This is a genomic window from Acinetobacter tandoii DSM 14970 = CIP 107469, from assembly GCF_000400735.1.
Classification (GTDB): domain Bacteria; phylum Pseudomonadota; class Gammaproteobacteria; order Pseudomonadales; family Moraxellaceae; genus Acinetobacter; species Acinetobacter tandoii.
Genome location: NZ_KE007359.1, coordinates 1 through 22,113, shown reverse-complemented (window position 1 = coordinate 22,113; position 22,113 = coordinate 1). Strand labels below are relative to the sequence as shown.

Below are 22,113 nucleotides of genomic sequence, written 5' to 3'. Positions count from 1 at the left end.
GCTGTGAGTGGATAAATAATGAGCCGAACTAGTCGCATGATTGACCGACGATTAGCGAAAGCATTAGTCATCTTGCAAGCATTTATGATTCCTGTGTCAGCCTTGTTAGCGTGGGTTGTGAAAGATGCAACGGCAGCTTTAAGTGCCGCACTTGGTGCGGGTGTTTGCTGGCTGGCAAGTTGTTATTTTTCGTGGCAGTCGTTTCGAGCTGCAGGAGCGAGAGCATCCAAACAGGTACTTGCAAATATGTACCGAGGGATGATGGGCAAGTTTACGATTGTGATCGTCGGATTTATTTTAATTTTAAGCAATGTCCAACCGTTATCTCCGGGGGCGTTGTTTTGTGGTTTTATCCTCGTTCAAACCATGTCGTGGGTCGCTCCTTTTTGGGTGTCACGTCTACAAAAACGAGTTTAAGCGCAGCTAAATTGAAAAGTTTTTTTGGAGATAAGCGAGATATCACGCAGCATGCGATATTCGCTTACTCTATTTGTATTTGACATTGACCAGGTGTGATTTATGGCTGCTGAAGAACATGCCCTTACTTCGACCGAGTATATCAAGCATCACTTGACCAATATGACCTATGGCAAAATGCCAGACGGGACATGGAAATTGGCTGAGACTGGTGCTGAAGCTCAACAGATGGGGTTCACTGCTATTCACTTGGATTCAATGGGTTGGTCTATCACTCTTGGTGTGATTTTCTGTTTGTTATTCTGGTGTGTAGCGAAAGCTGCAAACTCTGGTGTTCCGACCAAGTTCCAGTCTGCAATTGAAATGATCATTGAGTTTGTGGACTCAAGTGTTCGCGACACTTTCCATGGCAAATCACGCTTAATTGCTCCACTTGCATTGACCATTTTCGTGTGGATTTTCCTCATGAATGCAATGGACTTAATTCCTGTTGACTGGATTCCTTATTTAGCTCAACAGATTGGTGCAAGTGTATTTGGTATGGATCCTCATCACGTTTACTTTAAGGTTGTACCTTCTACAGATCCAAACATTACCCTTGGTATGTCTTTATCTGTATTCGTACTGATCTTGTTCTACAGTATCCGTGAAAAAGGGATTGGTGGTTTCGTTGGCGAATTGGCACTTAACCCATTTAATCCAAGTAACCCAGTTGCAAAAGCGTTACTGATTCCAGTGAACTTAATTCTTGAATTAGTAACCTTCCTTGCACGACCAGTTTCATTGGCTCTGCGACTTTTCGGTAACATGTATGCGGGTGAGTTGATCTTCATCTTGATCGCATTATTACCGTTCTGGATCCAGTGGGCGCTGTCTGTGCCTTGGGCGATCTTCCACATTCTTGTTATTACGTTACAAGCGTTCATTTTCATGATGCTGACTATCGTATACTTGAGCATGGCAAGCGAAAAACATTAATGGTATTGCCTAACTATCAAAGGATGGTTGGGCTTAAAATTTTTTTACTTTAATTTGGTATAAACCTAACCTCTGAGGAATTATCATGGAACTCACTTTAGGTCTAGTTGCAATTGCATCTGCTATCTTGATCGCTTTTGGTGCTTTAGGTACTGCGATTGGTTTTGGTCTTTTAGGCGGTCGCTTCCTTGAAGCTGTTGCTCGTCAACCAGAATTGGCTCCACAACTTCAAACTCGTATGTTCTTAATCGCGGGTCTTCTTGATGCTGTGCCTATGATCGGTGTTGGTATTGGCTTGTTCTTCATCTTCGCTAATCCATTTGTAGGTTAATCAGCTTAATTCCTAAATTAAACTATTGAGGAATAGCGAAATGAATATCAACCTCACATTGATTGGTCAAGCGATTGCATTTGCGATGTTTGTCGCATTCTGCATGAAATTCGTGTGGCCACCACTAATCAATGCGATTAGTGAGCGTCAGCGTAAAATTGCTGATGGCTTAAACGCTGCTGAAAAAGCGAAAGCTGATCTTGCGGATGCGCAAGCTCAAGTAAAAGCTGAATTAGATGCAGCAAAAGCACAAGCGGCTCAATTGATCGAACAAGCGAACCGTCGCGGTGCACAATTGGTAGAAGAAGCGCGTACTCAAGCTGCGGCTGAAGGTGAGCGTATTCGTCAACAAGCAAAAGAAGCTGTTGACACTGAAATCAATGCTGCTCGCGAAGAATTACGTCAACAAGTTGCTGCTCTTGCAGTTACTGGTGCAGAAAAAATCCTGAACCAGCAAGTTGATGCAGAAGCTCACAATGCCATGCTGACTCAGCTGGCTGCTAAACTTTAAGAGAGGCGGATTATGGCTGAACTCTTGACGTTGGCACGCCCGTACGCTAAAGCAGCATTTGCTTACGCTTCTGAGCAAAATGCAACTGACGCTTGGTCATCTGCATTGAACTTGCTCAGTGCTGCGGTGCAAGACGAAGCATTTTCAGCTTTCTTAACTCGCCCTGAGCTTACTCCTGCTGAGCAGGTAAGTCTTTTTGCAAAAGTATTAGGCGAAGACCAAACTGCGGCAGTGTCAAACTTTTTGACATTGCTTGCGGAAAATAGCCGTTTGGTTCTTCTTCCTGAAATTTCTGCAGAATACGAACAGCTCAAATCACAGAATAACAATACGGTGGATGTAGTGATTGAATCTGCATTCCCTATGACTTCTGTACAAGAACAATTACTTGCACATGCTTTAGAGAAAAAATTCGAAGCTGCAGTAAATGTAACTGTAGAAGTTAAACCAGAGCTTATTGCTGGTGTAGTTATTCGTGCAGGCGACCAAGTGATAGATGATTCTGCGCTTAACAAGCTTGAAAAAATGCGGACTCGTCTTCTTGCGTAATAAGGCTTGAAAAAAGCTGCGTATTAGAAGACTGAACTTAATAAAGATTGAGGTATAGCGCAATGCAACAACTGAATCCATCCGAGATCAGTGCGCTCATTAAACAGCGTATCGGCGATCTGGACACCAGCGCGACCGCTAAAAACGAAGGAACCATTGTTATGGTTTCCGACGGTATTGTGCGTATTCACGGCCTTGCTGATGCAATGTACGGTGAAATGATCGAATTCGACGGCGGCTTATACGGTATGGCACTGAACCTAGAACAGGATTCAGTGGGCGTCGTTGTTTTAGGTAACTACTTAAGCCTTCAAGAAGGCCAAAAAGCACGTTGCACAGGTCGTGTATTAGAAGTTCCGGTTGGTCCAGAACTTTTAGGCCGTGTCGTAGATGCTTTGGGTAACCCAATTGATGGTAAAGGCCCAATTGATGCAAAATTAACTGATGCTGTTGAAAAAGTAGCACCAGGCGTAATTTGGCGTCAATCAGTGGATGAACCTGTACAAACTGGTTATAAATCAGTAGATACAATGATTCCAGTAGGCCGTGGTCAGCGTGAGTTGATCATTGGTGACCGTCAAACTGGTAAAACAGCTATGGCGATCGATGCGATCATCGCTCAGAAAAACTCTGGCATTAAATGTGTATACGTAGCAATTGGTCAAAAGCAATCGACCATCGCGAACGTTGTACGCAAGCTAGAAGAAACTGGCGCTATGGCGTATACAACTGTTGTAGCAGCAGCTGCAGCCGATCCAGCAGCAATGTTGTACTTGGCTCCATATTCTGGCTGTACAATGGGTGAATACTTCCGTGACCGCGGTGAAGATGCACTGATCATTTATGATGATTTGTCTAAGCAAGCTGTTGCTTACCGTCAAATTTCATTGTTATTACGTCGTCCACCAGGTCGTGAAGCGTACCCAGGTGACGTATTCTATCTTCACTCACGTCTTCTTGAGCGTGCTTCGCGCGTTTCAGCTGACTATGTTGAGCAATTCACGAAAGGTGAAGTTAAAGGCCAAACTGGTTCATTAACTGCATTACCAATCATTGAAACTCAAGCGGGTGACGTATCTGCATTCGTACCAACGAACGTAATTTCGATCACTGACGGTCAGATCTTCCTTGAAACATCATTATTCAACGCAGGTATTCGTCCTGCTGTGAACGCGGGTATCTCTGTATCTCGTGTTGGTGGTTCAGCGCAAACTAAGATCATCAAAAAATTGTCTGGTGGTATCCGTACTGCTTTGGCGCAATACCGTGAATTGGCAGCGTTTGCTCAGTTCGCTTCTGACCTTGATGAAGCAACTCGTAAGCAACTCGAACATGGTCAACGTGTAACTGAGTTAATGAAGCAAAAGCAATATGCTCCTTACTCAATTGCTGACCAAGCTGTTTCAATTTATGCATCTAACGAAGGCTACATGGCTGACGTTGAAGTGAAGAAAATCGTAGACTTTGATGCTGCATTAATTTCTTACTTCCGTTCAGAACATGCTGCGTTAATGCAAAACATCGATGCTACTGGTGATTACAACAAGGACATCGAAGCTGCAATCAAAGCAGGTATTGAAAGCTTTAAAGCGACTCAAACTTACTAATTTCAACTTCAGTTGGATTTAGTTTTGGTTTGGTTCACGGATCAACCTTCGAGGGCTCGAAAGGGCCTTCGAATACTAGGTTAAGCGTATGGCAAATTTAAAAGAAATTCGCGCCAAAGTAGCTAGTATCAAAAGCACGCAGAAAATTACTCGCGCGATGCAGATGGTAGCAGCTTCTAAGATGCGTCGTGCGCAAGAGCGCATGGCTCAAGGCCGTCCGTATGCCGAAAATATGCACCGTGTAATTGCTCATTTGGTTCAAGCGAACCCTGAATACAAACACCGTTATATGGTTGAACGCCCAGTTAAGCGCGTTGGCTATATCATTGTGTCTTCAGATCGCGGCCTTGCTGGTGGTTTGAACATTAACTTGTTCAAAAAAGTGGTTAAACACGTCCAACAGCAACAAGAGCAGTCAATTGAAGTTCAATTTGCTTTAATTGGTCAAAAAGCGGTTTCGTTTTTTAAAAACTACGGCGGTAAAGTGCTCGGTGCTACGACAAATGTCGGTGATACACCAAGCCTTGAACAGTTATCTGGTTCTGTACAGGTGATGTTAGATGCGTTTGATAAAGGCGAGTTAGATCGTATTTATCTCGTATCAAACGGCTTTGTCAATGCCATGACTCAAAATCAAAAGATCGAACAACTTGTGCCTTTAGCGACTGCTGAAGAAAACAAGACCCTTAACCGTCAATACGGTTGGGACTACATCTATGAGCCAGAAGCTGAAGAGCTTTTAAATGGCTTATTGGTTCGTTATATCGAGTCTGTGGTATACCAAGGTGTGATCGAAAACATCGCGTGTGAGCAGTCAGCTCGTATGGTTGCAATGAAAGCTGCAACTGACAACGCAGGTGAATTGATCAAGAGCCTACAACTTATTTATAACAAGCTGCGTCAAGCCGCGATTACTCAGGAAATTTCTGAGATCGTTGGTGGTGCCGCTGCCGTTTAACATTATTTTGAATTGAGGAGACAGCAATGAGTAGCGGTCGTATCATTCAGATCATCGGCGCGGTTATCGACGTCGAGTTTGAACGTAACAGCGTTCCTAAGATCTATGACGCTCTCCACGTTGATGGCACTGAAACTACTTTAGAAGTTCAGCAACAACTTGGTGATGGCGTAGTTCGTACTATTGCAATGGGTTCTACTGAAGGCCTTAAGCGTGGTTTGAACGTAACGAATACTAACGCACCGATCTCTGTACCAGTAGGTACAGCGACTCTAGGTCGTATCATGGACGTTCTTGGTCGCCCAATCGACGAAGCTGGTCCGGTTGCGACTGAAGCGCGTTTGCCAATTCACCGTCAAGCACCTTCTTATGCTGAGCAAGCAGCGTCTACTGACCTTTTAGAAACTGGTATTAAAGTCATCGACTTACTTTGCCCGTTTGCGAAAGGTGGTAAAGTTGGTTTGTTCGGTGGTGCCGGTGTTGGTAAAACTGTAAACATGATGGAGTTGATCAACAACATCGCGAAAGCTCACTCAGGTTTATCTGTGTTTGCTGGTGTTGGTGAGCGTACTCGTGAAGGTAATGACTTCTATCACGAGATGAAAGACTCAAACGTTCTTGACAAAGTAGCAATGGTTTACGGTCAGATGAACGAGCCACCGGGTAACCGTTTACGCGTAGCGTTGACTGGTTTGACCATGGCTGAGTACTTCCGTGACGAGAAAGACGAAAACGGTAAAGGCCGTGACGTATTATTGTTCGTCGACAACATCTATCGTTATACACTAGCAGGTACTGAAGTATCAGCACTTCTAGGTCGTATGCCATCTGCAGTAGGTTACCAACCGACACTTGCAGAAGAGATGGGTGTTCTTCAAGAACGTATTACATCGACTAAGTCTGGTTCTATTACGTCAATCCAAGCGGTATACGTACCTGCCGATGACTTAACAGATCCATCGCCTGCAACTACGTTTGCTCACTTAGATGCAACAGTTGTATTGAGCCGTGACATCGCATCTTCTGGTATTTACCCAGCGATCGATCCACTTGACTCAACTTCACGTCAGTTAGATCCACTAGTTGTGGGTGCTGAGCATTACGAGATCGCTCGTTCAGTTCAAAACGTTCTTCAACGTTATAAAGAATTGAAAGACATCATCGCGATTCTTGGTATGGATGAGCTTGCTGAAGAAGATAAGTTGACTGTTTACCGTGCGCGTAAAATCCAACGTTTCTTCTCTCAACCGTTCCACGTAGCTGAAGTGTTTACTGGTGCTCCTGGTAAACTTGTACCGCTTAAAGAAACGATTCGTGGCTTTAAAGGTCTTTTAGCTGGTGAATACGATCACATTCCAGAACAAGCGTTCTACATGGTTGGTGGTATTGACGAAGTAATTGCTAAAGCTGAGAAACTTTAATTAGTTACCTAATTTAGGAGATTCTCATGGCGACTATGCAGTGTGATGTTGTAAGTGTTCAAGAGTCTTTGTACTCTGGCACGGTAACGATGCTAATTGCTAAAGGTGCTGGTGGTGAATTGGGTATTATGCCCGGTCATGCGCCATTAGTAACTTTACTTCAACCGGGTGCGATTCGCGTTCTGTTGGAAAACGGTACAGAAGAGTTAATCTATGTATCTGGTGGTGTTCTAGAAGTTCAACCGCATGTTGTTACGGTTCTTGCAGATACTGCAGTCCGTGCAGAAAACTTAGATGAAGCGGCAATTCTTGAAGCGCGTAAACACGCTGAGCAATTGCTTGCCAATCAAAAGAGCGATTTGGACTCGGCTGCTGCTTTGGCTGCTCTTGCAGAAACTGCTGCTCAGTTGGAAACCATCCGCAAAATCAAAAACCGCGCTCAATAAGAGACGGTTTAAGATTGAAAAAGCCACCGAAAGGTGGCTTTTTTTATGCTATAAAATAATTTTGCTCAGTAAAAACGCATGGAACTGATAGAACAAGAACCACATTTTTGGGAACTTTATCAAGATGATCATCAATACTATTTGGGAATTGCGGTGGACATGAGTTCAGTAGTTTCTTGTTGGGATATTTTTCTAACTCCTGAACAGATTCACGCCTATCGACTGCAAGGTAGAGAAAGCATTGTGGCTTTAGCCAAAACTATAGTGGATGCTGTTTACCGTGGTGATTTTAGTTATTTACATCAACATCAGGTGTCTTCAGCACAAACACAGGCAATGCAGACAGCCTTTCAACAATGGCGAGCGGGTTAAAATTAGTTTTACATAAGCGTTATTGATAGTGATGCGTATCGATTAAACGCATGAATGATCTATACGGTTTCTAAAGATGCAGGTTTTGTGCTAATTCAGTAGGTCGCTGCAATTTTGATCAAAAAACACACCAAATGCTTACCTTTCATTTCCAGTTTTTATGTTAATCCTGAATGAGATTGTTACATAAGAATTTTACTCAAACATGAGTATATGGAGAATGAAAATGGCAAATACAATGAAAGCCGCAGTCGTTACGGCATTTAACCAACCCTTACAAATCCAAGACATTGAAATTCCAAAAATAAGTGAAGGTAAAGTGTTGGTCAAAATGATCGCAACGGGTGTTTGTCATACCGATTTACATGCCATGCACGGGGACTGGCCAATCAAGCCGAATCTCCCTTTTATTCCTGGTCATGAAGGTGTAGGTAAAGTAGTCGAGATAGGGGCAGGGATTCATCATTTAAAAGTCGGTGATGTGGTGGGCATTCCTTGGCTTTATTCGGCATGCGGACACTGCGATTATTGCTATGCAGGCTGGGAAACCCTATGTAAACAGCAACAAAATTCAGGGTATTCCGTTAATGGCAGCTTTGCCGAATATTGTTTGGCTGACGGTAATTATGTTGGCGTCATCCCAGAGGGAGTTGATTTACTCGCCATAGCGCCGATTTTATGTGCGGGTGTAACGGTCTATAAAGGGCTTAAAATGACGGAGGCAAAAGCAGGGGATTGGGTTGCAATTTCTGGTATTGGTGGCTTAGGTCATGTTGCAGTGCAATATGCTAAAACGATGGGTTTTAATGTGGTGGCGATTGATGTTGATGATACAAAGCTTGAGCTGGCGAAACAGTTAGGCGCAGATGTTGCGGTGAACGTACTGCACGTGAATGTTAAAGATGCAGTATTGCAAGCGACGGGTGAAGGGTGTCACGGGGTTTTAGTGACTGCGGTATCACCAAAAGCATTTGAACAGGCAGTTTCAATTGTACGTCGTGGCGGAACCATGGTGCTCAATGGTTTACCACCTGGAAAGTTTGACCTCTCTATTTTTGATATGGTTCTGGATGGGATTACTGTTCGGGGGTCGATTGTCGGGACACGTCTAGACTTGAAAGAAGCCTTAGATATTGCGGCACGGGGTAAAGTAAAGGCACATATTCATGTAGAGCCTTTAGAACATATCAATGATATCTTTGAGCGGATGGAGCAGGGTAAGATTGATGGTCGAATCGTGATCGATTTTAGTCTTTAAATATAGGTTGAGGATTCATCTCATTAAAAATAACAGATGAATCCTCTAATGTTTTTATGATGATTTTTCACTAAAGTCGGGTTGTGACAGTAACATTTTTGCCAATTTAAGCATTTCTGTTTGTACCGACGTCATTTGTTGTTCAATTTTATGCAAATCGACAGATTGAAGGTCAACTTTACCATTTAAATAAGGTAAATCGAGGACTTGTTGATTAGTAGACATGATGTTTTGTCGAATGGAGTCAACTTCCTGACTTTTTAAATCTAAGCTATTTAAAGCACGGTTGAAGTCAGTGAGTTGTTGATGTAAAGCATTGACTGATGTTTGGAGCGATTGCTGGTCTTTATCTGCTAAAGCTTGCTCTAAGTCAGTTTGAGTTTGCTTCAACTGTTGGACGTAGTCACCTGCTTTTAATTGCATGTCGGCAACATCACGAACCACATAAATCATGTTGCCATTTTTTAATTCGGTCGCAGGATTATTATGAGAAGTGCTGTGTTCTTCTACGTCAGTGGAATTAGCTGTTTGGGTATCATGTTCTGTCGCCTGATTACAGCCAAGTAAGCTGATTGCAGCAACAAAAATACCAAAAGGAAGTAAGGCACCTTGCAGAAGTTTTTTCATAATCTTGAATGGTCTCAATCTAGCATTGAATTGCTTTAACAGAATTATAAAATGGCAGCCTCATTTTCCAAAGTCAGGCTGCAAAGCAACAACAAAAAGGTTGGATATAAAAAAGAGTGCTGAAAGCACTCTTGTGATCTATGTGGAACCTTACATTCCTGGAACAATTTTAATAATGTTGTGATTTAACACATTGGTAAGGACATAATCACCATTCACTTTGATCCACTGTTCATTTTTGCCTGGCTTATTTAATTTTTTGTATTTGCTGTGGTCAACTTTGTAACTCTGACCACGGTATTGTGCTGGAACAGGATTGCCTGGTTTCCATGTCGCCGATGGGCGAGTCATTTGTTTATTCCCAGTTTTATTATTGCTTGCGGGTTTATGTTGATCTTGTGCATGATGGCTTGAAGAATCATGATGCATGCCTTGATGATTTGCATCATTGTGATTCTGAGTTGCGTGTTGTTTGTGATCTTGTGAATTCTGTGGAGCAGCAAAAGCGGGCGCAGCTACTAATGCAGTGGATAAAGAGAAAACAACAGCTTGTACTAAACGATTCATGATCTACCAACCTTAAACTTACTATCTTGTTCTGATCTTGTTATTAAAGCAGTAAGTCTTTGAGTTAGTTTGAATTTAATGTTGTATAAATATTAAAATCATGAAGAAATTAAGAAGGCTTTTAAGGCATCAGCAGCCAATAAATGACTGCTTGATGCTCAGAATGGTTTATTATTTTTGTAACTCAGTTTGAATGGCATCCAGAATACGCGGATCATCTGCGGTAATGTCGGGTGCAAAACGTGCCACCACTTGTCCTTGTTTGTTCACTAGAAATTTTTCAAAATTCCATAACACTTCAGGTGGTTCATTTGGGGTGAGACCATAATCGACCAAATCTTTCCACCACGGGCCTTCACCAATGCGTTCAGGAATAGCATGGATTAAGGTTTCATAGAGTGGATGTTTATCTTCGCCTGCGACAGAAATTTTGGAAAATAAAGGGAAATCAATTTGGTAGTTGAGTGAGCAGAATTCTTGAATTTCACTATCGCTACCAGGCTCTTGTGCCAAAAAGTTGTTGGCAGGAAAGCCTAAAATTTCTAAGCCCTGATCTTTTTGTTGCTGATAGAGTTTTTCTAAACCTTCATATTGCGGGGTTAAGCCACATTTTGATGCCACATTGACAATCAAAAGGACTTTGCCTTGATATTGGTTTAAGGTGATGTTCTCTCCCTGAATGGTTTTTACAGGAATGTCATATACAGACTGGTTCATACACAGATCCATTGATTTTTATCGGGTGTAGATGTTGTAACGAGAATTCACGTCAACTTCAAGTTGAATCCTGCAAGTGAGGTAAAAAGAGCGTGGAGCTGCTGGTTTATTCACGTAATTGAGCGGGTGTTTGTCCTGTATAGCGCTTAAAGAATTCAATAAAACTAGAACTATGTTGATAACCCAAATCATAAGCCAGTTTTTTAACTGTCGATCCTGCATGCAGTTGATCAATCGCATACAGAATTTTTGCCCGATTGCGCCATTCTGCGAGACTGAGTTGTAGCTCCTGTTGGCTTAAGCGGAGTAAATGCCTTTCGGTAAACTGAAATTTATGGAGGATTTGTTGCAAACTTTTAGCGAAGCATTGTGGATTGGACAGTTGCTGTAAGATTGGCTTTAAAACACGGTGTTGTGTTTGTGGTAGGTAGTGCTCATAAGCAGGTGCGGTACGCAGTTGATCGAGTAAAACCTGAAGTAAATGTTCGTATTCCACAGCGGTTGTTGCGGGCTTTTGGCGTAGAATCTCTTTAATTAAATGGCGGAGAAAAGGACTGATTTCGACGGCTTTTGTCGTTGTGGGAAAGTAGTTACAAAGCACAGGATGGAGATGAATACAAATATAATGGGTAGGTTGTATCTCACGCGCAATGCAAGCATGAGCAGTATGGGCTGGAATCCAAAGTCCGTAATTTGGAGGCGATAAATGATGTATTCCTTCAATTTCATAATCCAAAATACCATTTAAACTAAAATTAAAATCGCCCCATATGCAACTATGCGCTGCAATTTCATCATTTTGTGCATAAAAATATTCATGCACTTCTATCAATTGAGATAAATCAGTGTCTGCATAACTTTTCATGCAAGATGCCCATTATGAAGGAGGAATGGATGTCGGACGGTTGAATCTGCCATATCAATGTCTGAAAAAACGTATGTCTATTATTTCAGACTTTTAGCACAATAGTCATCCAAGATATTGTAAATGAGTGGGGAAATGCAGCAAAACAAATGGGTGAAATTGGCAGTGATGCTGCCCTTAATTGCAGTGTTTATCTGGTCGCTGAATATCGCAGTGACGCGTTATGTCGCGGATTACATTTCTCCAGTGAGCATTAGTTTTTATCGTTGGTTGGTGGCTTTTATTGTCCTCACGCCAGTCATGCTGCCTAAAGTGTGGCAGCAGCGTCAGTTAGTTGCATTACATTGGAGGCAATTTGCAATACTCAGTGCCTTTGGTATGTTGCTCTATCAAGGGTTAGCATATAGCGCTGCGCATTATACCACTGCGACCAACATGGGAATTATTAATGCCTTTATTCCAATTTTTACCATTTTTGTTTCCATCATTATTCTAAAAGAAGTGCCTAATCGTTTTGCTGTCATGGGGAGCTTGGTGTCATTTCTGGGTTTACTCTATGTGATTGCTCAAGGACAACTTCAAGCCTTACTTCATTTAGGTGGGCACTGGGGTGATTTGCTGATGATAATTGCCGTGTTCTTTTATGCTTTTTACGGGGTGTTTTTAAAGAAATGGCAACTGAAAGTCCCACTCATGATTAGTCTATACGTTCAAATAGGATTTTCTCTGATTTACCATTTGCCGTTCGTACTTTGGTTAGGCATAGACCGTTTGGATATGCAGAATACCGCAAGTGTTTTGTATGCGGGCCTATTTGCATCCCTGATTGCACCTTGGGTATGGATGCTTGCTGTAGAGCGTTTAGGACCTAATCGGACCAGTATTTTTATGAATTTGATGCCCATTTTTACAGCAATATTGGCTTATTTTTGGTTGCATGAAGCGTGGACGATGCATCACACCATAGGGGGAATTATTATTATTACGGGGATTGTTATGGCACAAATAAAAGCACGGCAGGTACAATCTGAGACAATAGAGTCAACCAGTATGATTAATAAATAATCAAACAGTAAATTTTATTGATTTATTTTTTTTGGACTAAACTACCAGTTATAAGTGTAAATTTTCATACTGTCAAATGATTATTTATTTAAAAATATTTTAAAAATAGCAGGATAGTTTGACTTTTTGAGAAAATTTAACATTTTAATCATGCATTTAATCAAAAAAATGGCGGAGATAAGGGGTTTGTATTTTGATTTGAAATATTAGATAATGTTCACATCAAGAATGATTAGTTAAGTATTTCTTAATAATACTTTAAGTCTAACATTCCGCAAAATTTTCGAACCCTCTGGATGTGATTAACACACATCCTTTTTATGCTCAATCAACCTATTTGATTGAGCTTTTTTTTGTCCAAATTTTCTATAAAATTGATTGTTTTATTCGCTTATGCACGAATAATTTGACCCGTTTCAGCATCTAAAATACGACTAGGTTCTTGGCTTAAACCTAAATCACCGTTTAAATAGGTTAAATGATGATTAAAATATTTATGGGCTTCTTGCAGCGAACGTGCGGGTTCAAGACCTGCGGGGTTTGCACTGGTCGAGACAATAAAACCATTAAAGGCATTGCAAAGCGCCACACATAAAGGATGTGTAGTCACGCGAATGGCAACTTTGGGGTGATTACCTTTGATCCAGGCAGGGATGTCTTCACTCGCAGGCAGTAACCAAGTGGTAGCACGCTCGGTTGGGCTACGGTTACTCCAAGAGGCGATCACGGTGTCACGCATCTCTTGAGTGAGTCTGGCCAGCAAGTGTTCAACTTGGGAAATATGCCCAGCCAATAAGATGACACCTTTTTCAATAGGGCGTTGTTTTAACTTCAAAATCTCATTAAATGCAGCTTCGTTATAAGGATCACAACCTAATCCCCATACTGCCTCTGTTGGGTATGCCAAGACCTGTCCGCGTTTTAAACTATCGGCAGCTTCGGCAACAGAGGTGGTAATCATTTTCTTGTCCTAATTTAAGCAAAGGCCTATTCTGAACCTTATTGGTTAGGACGACAACGCAAATACACTCCAGATTGTTGCATACATAAACCTAAAAGCTCCAATTCCATCAACTGGGCAGTCAATGTCGCGGTATCTTGCTTAAGATGAATGACCAAATGGTCTAGCGGAGATCCTGTCCAGTTCAGTTGATTATAAAGTGGTATTAAATGCTCAGGAATCTCAGGCTTTGCAAGGACAGAATGTGAGGTTGAGTCGCTTTGGGATTGCTGCTGTGTTTGCCATTGTGTTGGTAAAGCAAGGTCTTCTAAAATTTGTTCAGGATGGCTGACCAAAATTGCGCCTTCGCGAATCAGTTGATGGCAACCTTGATGGAATTCACTATAAATATGTCCGGGAATTGCGAAAATTAATTTTCCTTGTTCTGCTGCAAATGTGGCTGTTGAGATTGAACCACTTTTTAAACCTGCTTCTGCCACAAGAGTTCCCAAAGAAAGGGCACTGACAATCCGATTTCGGCGTGGAAAATGTTGTCGTAGCGGCGGAGTATGGGGTAAAAACTCACTGATAATGGCACCTGAATGCTGCAAAATTTGCTGGCGAAGTTGCCGATGCTGTGCGGGATAAGTTTGATCGAGTCCTGTGCCCATGACTGCCAGTGTACGTTGATGAGATAAAGCGCCTTGATGTGCAGCCTCATCAATCCCTTGTGCTAAGCCACTGCTAATCACAAAACCCTTTTCACTGAGATAATACGAAAAATCATAGGCAATTTGGCGACCATGTGGACTGGGTTTACGACTGCCGACAATGGCAATTTGTGGCTGCATCAACAGCGAAAGTTGTCCTTGTCCAAATAGAATTGGGGGTTTATCACTATAAGGCAGCAATTGTTGTGGATATTCGGGATCGTGATAACTCAGTACGAAATCACTATGTCGCTCAATTTCTTGAATAAGGTGCTGAAACTTACTTTGTTCAGACTGGGTATAAAATTGTTGTGCACGTTGAATATGATTTTTATGTAAACCTAATTTTGACCAATCTTGCAAATTTTGGGGTTGTACTGCGTTATGGATGCTACCAAAGTGTTGTTCTAGTTTATAAAAACTGCTGAGCGAGTGCTGAACCAAATACCACAAGGTAATGGTGTCCATTTGCACTTGTGATAATGGTTTCAGCATAGCAACTCCGAATTAATCATCCATTAATGGTGGTTGAATATAAGCACCGATTTTGATAGGTAAGGAACTGTCAAGCACATAGCCATAGCTAAAGTGATCAAAAGTTCTGAACACCATTAAGTTACCAATTTTTTGTCCAGGCAATTGCACCATTTCTTTGGTTTTCGGGTCTCGAACCTGTTCACCTTTTTGGTTGATGCTAAATACATGGCCCACTTGCACGCCTTCAAAACTACCGCGATCTATTGTCACGACGCTGTGTTGGGCAGCCGTACCAATAGAACCCATCACGCGAACAATTTGTCCTCCAGCCGTTACATCTTCAGCCATGGTTGGATAGAACAGGGTAGGCAACATTGGGTCATAAACAGGGAGTACACGGTCACCACGACGTACTTCGGCATTAAAGCTATCTGTGAGTTCCAGTGTTGTAATGTCATTTTCACTTGCAACAGCTATGCCCGTCGCCACCTGATTCAGCTCAAGTCCAGCATTATACTTTTTGCCTTTTTCATTGCTGAGGGTGTACGGGTCGCCTTCGCGATAAACTGCATATTGCTGGCCCACTTCTAAGCCATTGCCACGCGCATAGATGGTTTGCCCTTTGGCTGCCAATACGCGTTGATCAGCAGTACCCAGTACATAAGGTGTATTGTCCACTGACTCAGGAGCAACAATCGTTGAATGTTCTAACCATTGTTTAATATTGTCCAATGGAATTACAGGAATAGCATCATTTAAGGATTCGACGCGGACCTGAGGTTGTAGTTTGGTGCCGCCAGCATATCGACGGATAATGCCGTCACAGCCGTCACCTTCGTCTTTACCAATCAATGGCTTGCCCTGATAGCTACACAGGAGTAGCTTGTCACCCGGGAAAATCCAATGTGGATTTTTCACGTGACGGTTGCTGGCCCAAATTTCAGGCCAGCGCCAAGGTTTATCTAAAAATTTCCCCGAAATATCCCAGAGGGTGTCCCCCTTTTTCACTACATAAACTTGTGGAGCACCCGCTTTTAATGAAGGTGGATTAACATTACGAGCTGGTGCAGCTTCAACCACTGCGATAGAACCAACACTGATCGCCAAACCGACAGTCAGTGCCAACAATTGCTGTTTAAACCCCAAGGCACTAAAAGATGGCATGCCCTTCAAAACCTTTTTCATTATCATAATTCCTAAAATTATGTACGTAATTTACGTTATAATAACGATATTACACACATTTTTTTGATCAAGCATTCCTTCATTTGGTTTTTTGATCAATGGCATAAGTGAGGATGTTTATGGCCTTATTACCTATTTTAAGTTTCCCCGATCCCCGTCTTCGTACCATTGCACAACCAGTCGAAGAAGTTACTGATGAAATTCGTCAGTTAGCTGCAGATATGTTTGAAACCATGTATGAAGCGCCAGGCATTGGTTTAGCCGCTACCCAAGTCGACCGCCATATTCAGTTGATTGTTATGGATCTATCTGAACATAAAGATCAGCCTATGGTGTTCATTAACCCCAAAATTACCCCATTGACTGAAGAAACCCAGCCCTATGAAGAAGGCTGTTTATCAGTGCCTCAAATATACGACAAAGTTGAGCGTCCGTCACGTGTAAAAATTGAGGCAATTAACCTTGAAGGTCAGTCCTTTACAATTGAAGCAGACGAACTTCTCGCTGTTTGTATTCAGCATGAAATGGATCACTTAAACGGCAAATTATTTGTTGACTATTTATCACCACTCAAGCGTCAGCGTGCGCGTGAAAAAGTGGAAAAAGTGACGCGTCAGCGTCAAAAAGAGAAAGTTGCAGTCAAGCGCGGATAATTTCTCATTAAAAATCATCTTTAAGTATGAACCCAATTCCGATTGGGTTTTGTTATACTGGCGCCGCACAAATTGCAGGATGATTATTTTTGCTTTTCCGTGGTGGTTTGCTGCTGGCATGTGTCGCAGTTTTTTTACAGATTGCTGTTTTTCTACAGCCTTTGTTGCCGAAGCAATATCAAGTTGCTCCGGTCTGTGAAACCATTACGCGTGCATTATTACTCCCTTCTCAGGCGGCACACGCCGTTCAAACTTCAGTTGTACATGATCAGCATTCGCATATGCACATGCAGCATCAAGAGCAACCTGCACATGATCATCATGATGTCCATCATCAATGTCAGTACTGTACCGTATATGGCAATTTAGTCTTGCCGCCTGAACTTGATGTAAAGCCAATACTTGATCGTATTCAAGTGCGTTTAATCGCTTTTCAGAAAGCCTTTGCGCATGTTTGGTTTGTTCTACAACAACTCTTTCTGATTCCACAAGGACGGGCACCGCCACTCTTGGCATAAATCCGCTTTCTTTCGCTTGGGTCTTATGACTTAGGCACAGTGTTATTTATGTTTTTAGAGAGATTGATATGGCTCAGCCTAAATTCTTGTTACAGCCTTTATCGGCTGCGATTTGTGTCGCGTGTTATTCAGTCGCGGCTTATAGTACAGAAGTACAACCTGCTCAAATTTTGACTCCTATTGTCGTGACCGCCCAGCAAGGCAATGATGCCAATGGCTTAATTGTTCATGCAGATCCAAAACAACCGACACAGCCAATTCCAGCTGTAGATGGTGCTGCTTATTTACAAAGTATTGTTGGTTTTAATCAAATTAAAAATGGCGGGGCCAATGGCGATGTGACCTTCCGTGGTATGTTCGGTTCACGTATTAAAATATTAACCGATGGCACCGAAAACTTGGGTGCATGCCCTAGTCGTATGGATAATCCAACCTCTTATATTTCACCTGAAAGTTATGACAAGATTACCGTGATAAAGGGACCGCAAACGGTGCAATATGCACATACAGGTTCAGCGGCAACGGTCATTTTTGAACGTGAACCCGAGAAATTGACTAGCGAAAAACCTTATCGTGGGCAAGCCAGTGTCATGGTGGGTTCTTATGGACGTCTGGATCATAATATTGAAACAGCTGTGGGTGATGAAACTAAATATGTACGTTTAAATGCCAACCGTTCAGTTGCCGATAGTTATCAAGATGGTGCTGGACATACAGTTCCATCGGACTGGGAAAAATGGAATGCTGATCTGGCATTTGGTTGGACACCGAATGAAGATACGTGGGTGGAACTGAAGGGCGGTAAGAGTGATGGAGAGGCAGTCTATGCTGGGCGAAGTATGGATGGTTCCAAGTTTGCGCGAGAAAGCCTAGGTTTACATGTTGAAAAGAAAAATATCAATGAAGTGATTCAGAAGATCGAAGCACAAGTGGACTATAGCTATAACGATCATGTCATGGATAATTTTAGTCTTCGTAAATTCACTCCTGTTGATGGTATGTCAATGCCGATGGCATCGAATGTAGCTCGAAGAACATTAAACTCTCGCGTAGCAATAACAACAGAATGGGATAATTGGAGTCTAGTCTCTGGTGTTGATGCGCAGAATAATAAGCATAGCGCTCGTAAAGGGATGATGAATACTTATAAAGATAAACCAAGAGTGACCGACATGGATTTTGAATCTTATGGTGCTTTTGGTGAGTTAAGCTATCAATTGAGTGATCAGAATAAGTTGGTCACGGGCGCGCGTATTGATCAAACTCAAATTGATAATCTGAAGATGGATACGGAACGTAAAGAAACGCTACCGAGTGGATTTGTCCGCCTAGAAAGTCAACTTAAGGATCAGGTGAAAACCTATGTAGGTTTGGGCTATGTTGAGCGTGTACCAGATTACTGGGAATTATTCAGTACCCAATATTACCAAACAGGGACAACCTTCGATCATTTAAACAATGAAAAAACCACACAGTTTGATGCAGGCTATCAATATGAACAGGGTGCATTTAAATCATGGGCTTCGGTTTATGCAGGGCTGATTCAAGATTACATCTTGGTGGCATACACACCAACGGGTTCTATGGGAAAATTGGAAGCCAAAAGCCGTAATGTCGATGCGACGATTGCAGGGGCAGAAGCAGGCATTAGTTATCAATTGACGGATCAGATTCAAGCCGATGTCAGTGCCATATATGCGTGGGGTGAAAATACCACAGACCATCGCGCATTACCGCAAATTGCGCCGCTAGAAGGGCGTTTCAATTTACGTTATGTTCAAGACAAATATAATCTTGGTTTATTGTGGCGTGTGGTTGCAGCACAAGATCGGACCAGTTATCGCGAAGGTAATATTATTGGCTATGATGTGGAAGACAGTAAAGGCTTCGGCACATTGTCCTTAAATGGAACCTATAACCTGCAAAAAGGCGTTGATCTTTCTGTTGGTGTGGACAATGTCTTTGACAAGAACTATGCCGAACATTTGAATAAATTAGGAAGTTCAGGCTTTGGCTATGCTGCAACTGAGCAATTTAATAATATCGGGCGAAACTATTGGGCACGCATTAGCATGAAGTTCTAATGAAAAGCCTAAAATAAACAACAACCACTCTTTTCTAAGAGTGGTTGTTTTGCTTTTGAAATATAGGATGACTAGAAAATGATATAAAAATATACATTTAGGGTGGAAAATATACATAAATTGAAGATTAAAGAAGCAATTTAAACTAGAGAAATATATAAATTTAAATAAATAAAAAATATTTTAAAATTAAAACAATAACTTAAATTAAATACGGTGCGCTCAATTAGCGTGCTTTAGAGCACTGAATAAAAACTATTAATTTTTATTAAAATAAATTAAATATAAAAAACAATAGCATATGTTTTTTATAGTTTGAAAAATATGCACACGATAAAATTAATTTTGAAATATGCTTGCAACACATCTGAAATGCTGTAGAATGCACATCCATCGGCGGTGATGCAGATAAAAACTTGTTGATTAACAAGGATTTAGCTTAGTGGTTAAATTTTTAGATTGATTGGATGAGTTTTAAAAATATCGAAATTACCTGTTGACTTTGATATAAATCAGAGTAACATAGCCGACCTAGCTTGATGATGACGAATCATCGAGAAGATCATTAAGAGATTATGAAGAACAACTTGTGTGGATTTTTACTGATTGATTGATCGAAATTATTTTCATTGATTGATGGTAGAAATTACTCGAAGTTTATTTGAGAAATTAATGTCAGAAAATTGATGAGCCAGATTTGGTGTTTAGAATAAAGCACTATTGATTTTAAACTGAAGAGTTTGATCATGGCTCAGATTGAACGCTGGCGGCAGGCTTAACACATGCAAGTCGAGCGGGGGAGGTGGCCTTGCACCTTAGCTTAGCGGCGGACGGGTGAGTAATGCTTAGGAATCTGCCTATTAGTGGGGGACAACATTCCGAAAGGAATGCTAATACCGCATACGCCCTACGGGGGAAAGCAGGGGATCTTCGGACCTTGCGCTAATAGATGAGCCTAAGTCGGATTAGCTAGTTGGTGGGGTAAAGGCCTACCAAGGCGACGATCTGTAGCGGGTCTGAGAGGATGATCCGCCACACTGGGACTGAGACACGGCCCAGACTCCTACGGGAGGCAGCAGTGGGGAATATTGGACAATGGGCGGAAGCCTGATCCAGCCATGCCGCGTGTGTGAAGAAGGCCTTTTGGTTGTAAAGCACTTTAAGCGAGGAGGAGGCTCTTAAGGTTAATACCCTTGATGAGTGGACGTTACTCGCAGAATAAGCACCGGCTAACTCTGTGCCAGCAGCCGCGGTAATACAGAGGGTGCGAGCGTTAATCGGATTTACTGGGCGTAAAGCGTGCGTAGGCGGCTGATTAAGTCGGATGTGAAATCCCTGAGCTTAACTTAGGAATTGCATTCGATACTGGTCAGCTAGAGTATGGGAGAGGATGGTAGAATTCCAGGTGTAGCGGTGAAATGCGTAGAGATCTGGAGGAATACCGATGGCGAAGGCAGCCATCTGGCCTAATACTGACGCTGAGGTACGAAAGCATGGGGAGCAAACAGGATTAGATACCCTGGTAGTCCATGCCGTAAACGATGTCTACTAGCCGTTGGGGCCTTTGAGGCTTTAGTGGCGCAGCTAACGCGATAAGTAGACCGCCTGGGGAGTACGGTCGCAAGACTAAAACTCAAATGAATTGACGGGGGCCCGCACAAGCGGTGGAGCATGTGGTTTAATTCGATGCAACGCGAAGAACCTTACCTGGTCTTGACATAGTAAGAACTTTCCAGAGATGGATTGGTGCCTTCGGGAACTTACATACAGGTGCTGCATGGCTGTCGTCAGCTCGTGTCGTGAGATGTTGGGTTAAGTCCCGCAACGAGCGCAACCCTTTTCCTTATTTGCCAGCACTTCGGGTGGGAACTTTAAGGATACTGCCAGTGACAAACTGGAGGAAGGCGGGGACGACGTCAAGTCATCATGGCCCTTACGACCAGGGCTACACACGTGCTACAATGGTCGGTACAAAGGGTTGCTACCTAGCGATAGGATGCTAATCTCAAAAAGCCGATCGTAGTCCGGATTGGAGTCTGCAACTCGACTCCATGAAGTCGGAATCGCTAGTAATCGCGGATCAGAATGCCGCGGTGAATACGTTCCCGGGCCTTGTACACACCGCCCGTCACACCATGGGAGTTTGTTGCACCAGAAGTAGCTAGCCTAACTGCAAAGAGGGCGGTTACCACGGTGTGGCCGATGACTGGGGTGAAGTCGTAACAAGGTAGCCGTAGGGGAACCTGCGGCTGGATCACCTCCTTAACGAAAGATTGACGATTGGTAAGAATCCACAACAAGTTGTTCTTCATGACAATGTATCTGAGGGTCTGTAGCTCAGTTGGTTAGAGCACACGCTTGATAAGCGTGGGGTCACAAGTTCAAGTCTTGTCAGACCCACCACTACTGACGAAGTACGGAAGATCAGAAACATTGACTTATTGATAAGCTGGGGACTTAGCTTAGTTGGTAGAGCGCCTGCTTTGCACGCAGGAGGTCAGGAGTTCGACTCTCCTAGTCTCCACCATCACATTGCATTGCAATGAGCTAAGAAACAAGCAAACGAAGTTTTAGATTATAGAAATTAATAAGAAGTTAGCGTAATATGCGCGTCTTGTTAACTTCTGTGATTTATCACAGTTTACTGCAAGCTGACGAGGCTGTAGTTAATCATTAACAGATTAGAAAATTGAGTCTGAAATAAATTGTTCACTCAATAACAAAGAAAGAAGAAGTAATTCTTTGATCTAAGTTGATTGAGAACTAGCAAAAACACTGAATCAAGCGTTTTGGTATATGAATTTAGATTGAAGCTGTACAGTGCTTAAGTGCACGGACAACAAACTGTAAGAGATGA

General features: G+C 42.4%; 22 protein-coding genes, 2 tRNA genes and 1 rRNA gene. 18 read left to right on the top strand and 7 right to left on the bottom strand.

Annotated features, from left to right (window positions below; translation table 11 throughout):
- Positions 1-18: 18 nt before the first annotated feature.
- The 11 genes from I593_RS00245 (at position 19) to adhP (ending at position 8,848) form a co-directional block, all read left to right on the top strand.
- The gene (locus I593_RS00245; RefSeq protein WP_016165604.1) at positions 19-417 is read left to right on the top strand and encodes an ATP synthase subunit I; all 399 of its coding nucleotides are present in this window, start codon (positions 19-21) and stop codon (positions 415-417) included.
- Positions 418-519: 102 nt separating this feature from the next.
- Positions 520-1,395, top strand: coding sequence for a F0F1 ATP synthase subunit A (atpB, locus tag I593_RS00240; protein WP_016165603.1), 876 nt, complete (start codon positions 520-522; stop codon positions 1,393-1,395).
- Between the two features lie 85 nt (positions 1,396-1,480).
- Entirely contained in the window at positions 1,481-1,726 is a 246-nt protein-coding gene (gene atpE / locus I593_RS00235) for a F0F1 ATP synthase subunit C (protein WP_000424060.1), read from the top strand.
- 40 nt (positions 1,727-1,766) lie between these two features.
- Positions 1,767-2,237 (top strand): F0F1 ATP synthase subunit B, encoded by a 471-nt coding sequence (locus I593_RS00230; protein ID WP_016165602.1) that lies wholly within the window; start codon positions 1,767-1,769, stop codon positions 2,235-2,237.
- A 12-nt stretch (positions 2,238-2,249) separates the two neighbouring features.
- Positions 2,250-2,786, top strand: a complete 537-nt coding sequence (locus I593_RS00225) for a F0F1 ATP synthase subunit delta (RefSeq protein ID WP_016165601.1) — start codon at positions 2,250-2,252, stop codon at positions 2,784-2,786.
- 62 nt (positions 2,787-2,848) lie between these two features.
- Positions 2,849-4,393 (top strand): F0F1 ATP synthase subunit alpha, encoded by a 1,545-nt coding sequence (gene atpA / locus I593_RS00220; protein WP_016165600.1) that lies wholly within the window; start codon positions 2,849-2,851, stop codon positions 4,391-4,393.
- 88 nt (positions 4,394-4,481) lie between these two features.
- A complete protein-coding gene (atpG, locus tag I593_RS00215) occupies positions 4,482-5,351 on the top strand; it encodes a F0F1 ATP synthase subunit gamma (RefSeq protein WP_016165599.1) in 870 nt (289 codons plus the stop codon).
- 26 nt (positions 5,352-5,377) lie between these two features.
- Positions 5,378-6,772 (top strand): F0F1 ATP synthase subunit beta, encoded by a 1,395-nt coding sequence (gene atpD / locus I593_RS00210; RefSeq protein ID WP_004684425.1) that lies wholly within the window; start codon positions 5,378-5,380, stop codon positions 6,770-6,772.
- A 26-nt stretch (positions 6,773-6,798) separates the two neighbouring features.
- Entirely contained in the window at positions 6,799-7,218 is a 420-nt protein-coding gene (locus I593_RS00205) for a F0F1 ATP synthase subunit epsilon (protein WP_016165598.1), read from the top strand.
- 78 nt (positions 7,219-7,296) lie between these two features.
- A complete protein-coding gene (locus I593_RS00200) occupies positions 7,297-7,590 on the top strand; it encodes a hypothetical protein (protein ID WP_016165597.1) in 294 nt (97 codons plus the stop codon).
- Positions 7,591-7,816: 226 nt separating this feature from the next.
- Entirely contained in the window at positions 7,817-8,848 is a 1,032-nt protein-coding gene (adhP, locus tag I593_RS00195) for an alcohol dehydrogenase AdhP (protein ID WP_016165596.1), read from the top strand.
- A gap of 54 nt (positions 8,849-8,902) precedes the next feature.
- On the opposite strand, the gene I593_RS00190 is transcribed toward adhP, so the two are convergent.
- The 4 genes from I593_RS00190 to I593_RS00175 all read right to left on the bottom strand — a co-directional run bounded on the left by I593_RS00190 (position 8,903) and on the right by I593_RS00175 (position 11,624).
- The gene (locus I593_RS00190) at positions 8,903-9,475 is read right to left on the bottom strand and encodes a hypothetical protein (RefSeq protein ID WP_016165595.1); all 573 of its coding nucleotides are present in this window, start codon (positions 9,473-9,475) and stop codon (positions 8,903-8,905) included.
- Between the two features lie 150 nt (positions 9,476-9,625).
- A complete protein-coding gene (locus I593_RS00185; protein ID WP_016165594.1) occupies positions 9,626-10,042 on the bottom strand; it encodes an RcnB family protein in 417 nt (138 codons plus the stop codon).
- Between the two features lie 171 nt (positions 10,043-10,213).
- Positions 10,214-10,759 carry a glutathione peroxidase gene (locus I593_RS00180; RefSeq protein ID WP_016165593.1) on the bottom strand — a complete coding sequence of 182 codons (546 nt, stop codon included), beginning with the start codon at positions 10,757-10,759 and terminating at the stop codon, positions 10,214-10,216.
- A gap of 106 nt (positions 10,760-10,865) precedes the next feature.
- Positions 10,866-11,624: an AraC family transcriptional regulator gene (locus tag I593_RS00175; RefSeq protein WP_016165592.1), complete on the bottom strand. Its 759-nt coding sequence runs from the start codon at positions 11,622-11,624 to the stop codon at positions 10,866-10,868.
- A gap of 135 nt (positions 11,625-11,759) precedes the next feature.
- Here I593_RS00175 and I593_RS00170 point away from each other — a divergent pair, with 135 nt between their 5' ends.
- On the top strand, positions 11,760-12,689 hold the full coding sequence (locus I593_RS00170) for a DMT family transporter (RefSeq protein WP_016165591.1): 930 nt from the start codon (positions 11,760-11,762) through the stop codon (positions 12,687-12,689).
- 391 nt (positions 12,690-13,080) lie between these two features.
- Here the strand turns inward: I593_RS00170 and I593_RS00165 are convergent, their stop codons facing one another.
- From I593_RS00165 to I593_RS00155, 3 genes are read right to left on the bottom strand one after another with little or no spacing between them, the layout of a single operon-like run.
- The gene (locus tag I593_RS00165) at positions 13,081-13,650 is read right to left on the bottom strand and encodes an L-threonylcarbamoyladenylate synthase type 1 TsaC (RefSeq protein WP_016165590.1); all 570 of its coding nucleotides are present in this window, start codon (positions 13,648-13,650) and stop codon (positions 13,081-13,083) included.
- Between the two features lie 38 nt (positions 13,651-13,688).
- On the bottom strand, positions 13,689-14,834 hold the full coding sequence (gene dprA, locus I593_RS00160) for a DNA-processing protein DprA (RefSeq protein ID WP_016165589.1): 1,146 nt from the start codon (positions 14,832-14,834) through the stop codon (positions 13,689-13,691).
- A 12-nt stretch (positions 14,835-14,846) separates the two neighbouring features.
- Positions 14,847-16,001 (bottom strand): LysM peptidoglycan-binding domain-containing protein, encoded by a 1,155-nt coding sequence (locus I593_RS00155; protein ID WP_016165588.1) that lies wholly within the window; start codon positions 15,999-16,001, stop codon positions 14,847-14,849.
- 119 nt (positions 16,002-16,120) lie between these two features.
- Here I593_RS00155 and def point away from each other — a divergent pair, with 119 nt between their 5' ends.
- From def to I593_RS00125, 6 genes are all read left to right on the top strand, one after another.
- Positions 16,121-16,654 (top strand): peptide deformylase, encoded by a 534-nt coding sequence (gene def / locus I593_RS00150; RefSeq protein ID WP_016165587.1) that lies wholly within the window; start codon positions 16,121-16,123, stop codon positions 16,652-16,654.
- An 89-nt stretch (positions 16,655-16,743) separates the two neighbouring features.
- Complete coding sequence (locus I593_RS00145) at positions 16,744-17,172, top strand: DUF2946 family protein (RefSeq protein ID WP_016165586.1); 429 nt, start codon at positions 16,744-16,746, stop codon at positions 17,170-17,172.
- A 68-nt stretch (positions 17,173-17,240) separates the two neighbouring features.
- On the top strand, positions 17,241-19,256 hold the full coding sequence (locus tag I593_RS00140) for a TonB-dependent copper receptor (protein WP_016165585.1): 2,016 nt from the start codon (positions 17,241-17,243) through the stop codon (positions 19,254-19,256).
- A gap of 728 nt (positions 19,257-19,984) precedes the next feature.
- Positions 19,985-21,521 (top strand): 16S ribosomal RNA (locus tag I593_RS00135).
- A 61-nt stretch (positions 21,522-21,582) separates the two neighbouring features.
- A tRNA-Ile gene (locus I593_RS00130) sits at positions 21,583-21,659 on the top strand.
- A gap of 48 nt (positions 21,660-21,707) precedes the next feature.
- A tRNA-Ala gene (locus I593_RS00125) sits at positions 21,708-21,783 on the top strand.
- The last annotated feature ends 330 nt before the right edge of the window (positions 21,784-22,113 follow it).

Bases quoted from the DNA above. Each gene is read 5' to 3' on its own strand.
- I593_RS00245 (WP_016165604.1), top strand. From the start codon at position 19: ATGAGCCGAACTAGTCGCATGATTGACCGACGATTAGCGAAAGCATTA.
- I593_RS00140 (WP_016165585.1), top strand. From the start codon at position 17,241: ATGGCTCAGCCTAAATTCTTGTTACAGCCTTTATCGGCTGCGATTTGT.
- I593_RS00230 (WP_016165602.1), top strand. From the start codon at position 1,767: ATGAATATCAACCTCACATTGATTGGTCAAGCGATTGCATTTGCGATG.
- atpG (WP_016165599.1), top strand. From the start codon at position 4,482: ATGGCAAATTTAAAAGAAATTCGCGCCAAAGTAGCTAGTATCAAAAGC.
- dprA (WP_016165589.1), bottom strand. From the start codon at position 14,834: ATGCTGAAACCATTATCACAAGTGCAAATGGACACCATTACCTTGTGG.
- I593_RS00165 (WP_016165590.1), bottom strand. From the start codon at position 13,650: ATGATTACCACCTCTGTTGCCGAAGCTGCCGATAGTTTAAAACGCGGA.
- I593_RS00180 (WP_016165593.1), bottom strand. From the start codon at position 10,759: ATGAACCAGTCTGTATATGACATTCCTGTAAAAACCATTCAGGGAGAG.
- I593_RS00200 (WP_016165597.1), top strand. From the start codon at position 7,297: ATGGAACTGATAGAACAAGAACCACATTTTTGGGAACTTTATCAAGAT.
- I593_RS00205 (WP_016165598.1), top strand. From the start codon at position 6,799: ATGGCGACTATGCAGTGTGATGTTGTAAGTGTTCAAGAGTCTTTGTAC.
- I593_RS00225 (WP_016165601.1), top strand. From the start codon at position 2,250: ATGGCTGAACTCTTGACGTTGGCACGCCCGTACGCTAAAGCAGCATTT.
- I593_RS00190 (WP_016165595.1), bottom strand. From the start codon at position 9,475: ATGAAAAAACTTCTGCAAGGTGCCTTACTTCCTTTTGGTATTTTTGTT.
- I593_RS00175 (WP_016165592.1), bottom strand. From the start codon at position 11,624: ATGAAAAGTTATGCAGACACTGATTTATCTCAATTGATAGAAGTGCAT.
- def (WP_016165587.1), top strand. From the start codon at position 16,121: ATGGCCTTATTACCTATTTTAAGTTTCCCCGATCCCCGTCTTCGTACC.
- I593_RS00170 (WP_016165591.1), top strand. From the start codon at position 11,760: ATGCAGCAAAACAAATGGGTGAAATTGGCAGTGATGCTGCCCTTAATT.
- atpB (WP_016165603.1), top strand. From the start codon at position 520: ATGGCTGCTGAAGAACATGCCCTTACTTCGACCGAGTATATCAAGCAT.
- atpE (WP_000424060.1), top strand. From the start codon at position 1,481: ATGGAACTCACTTTAGGTCTAGTTGCAATTGCATCTGCTATCTTGATC.
- adhP (WP_016165596.1), top strand. From the start codon at position 7,817: ATGGCAAATACAATGAAAGCCGCAGTCGTTACGGCATTTAACCAACCC.
- I593_RS00185 (WP_016165594.1), bottom strand. From the start codon at position 10,042: ATGAATCGTTTAGTACAAGCTGTTGTTTTCTCTTTATCCACTGCATTA.
- atpA (WP_016165600.1), top strand. From the start codon at position 2,849: ATGCAACAACTGAATCCATCCGAGATCAGTGCGCTCATTAAACAGCGT.
- I593_RS00155 (WP_016165588.1), bottom strand. From the start codon at position 16,001: ATGAAAAAGGTTTTGAAGGGCATGCCATCTTTTAGTGCCTTGGGGTTT.
- atpD (WP_004684425.1), top strand. From the start codon at position 5,378: ATGAGTAGCGGTCGTATCATTCAGATCATCGGCGCGGTTATCGACGTC.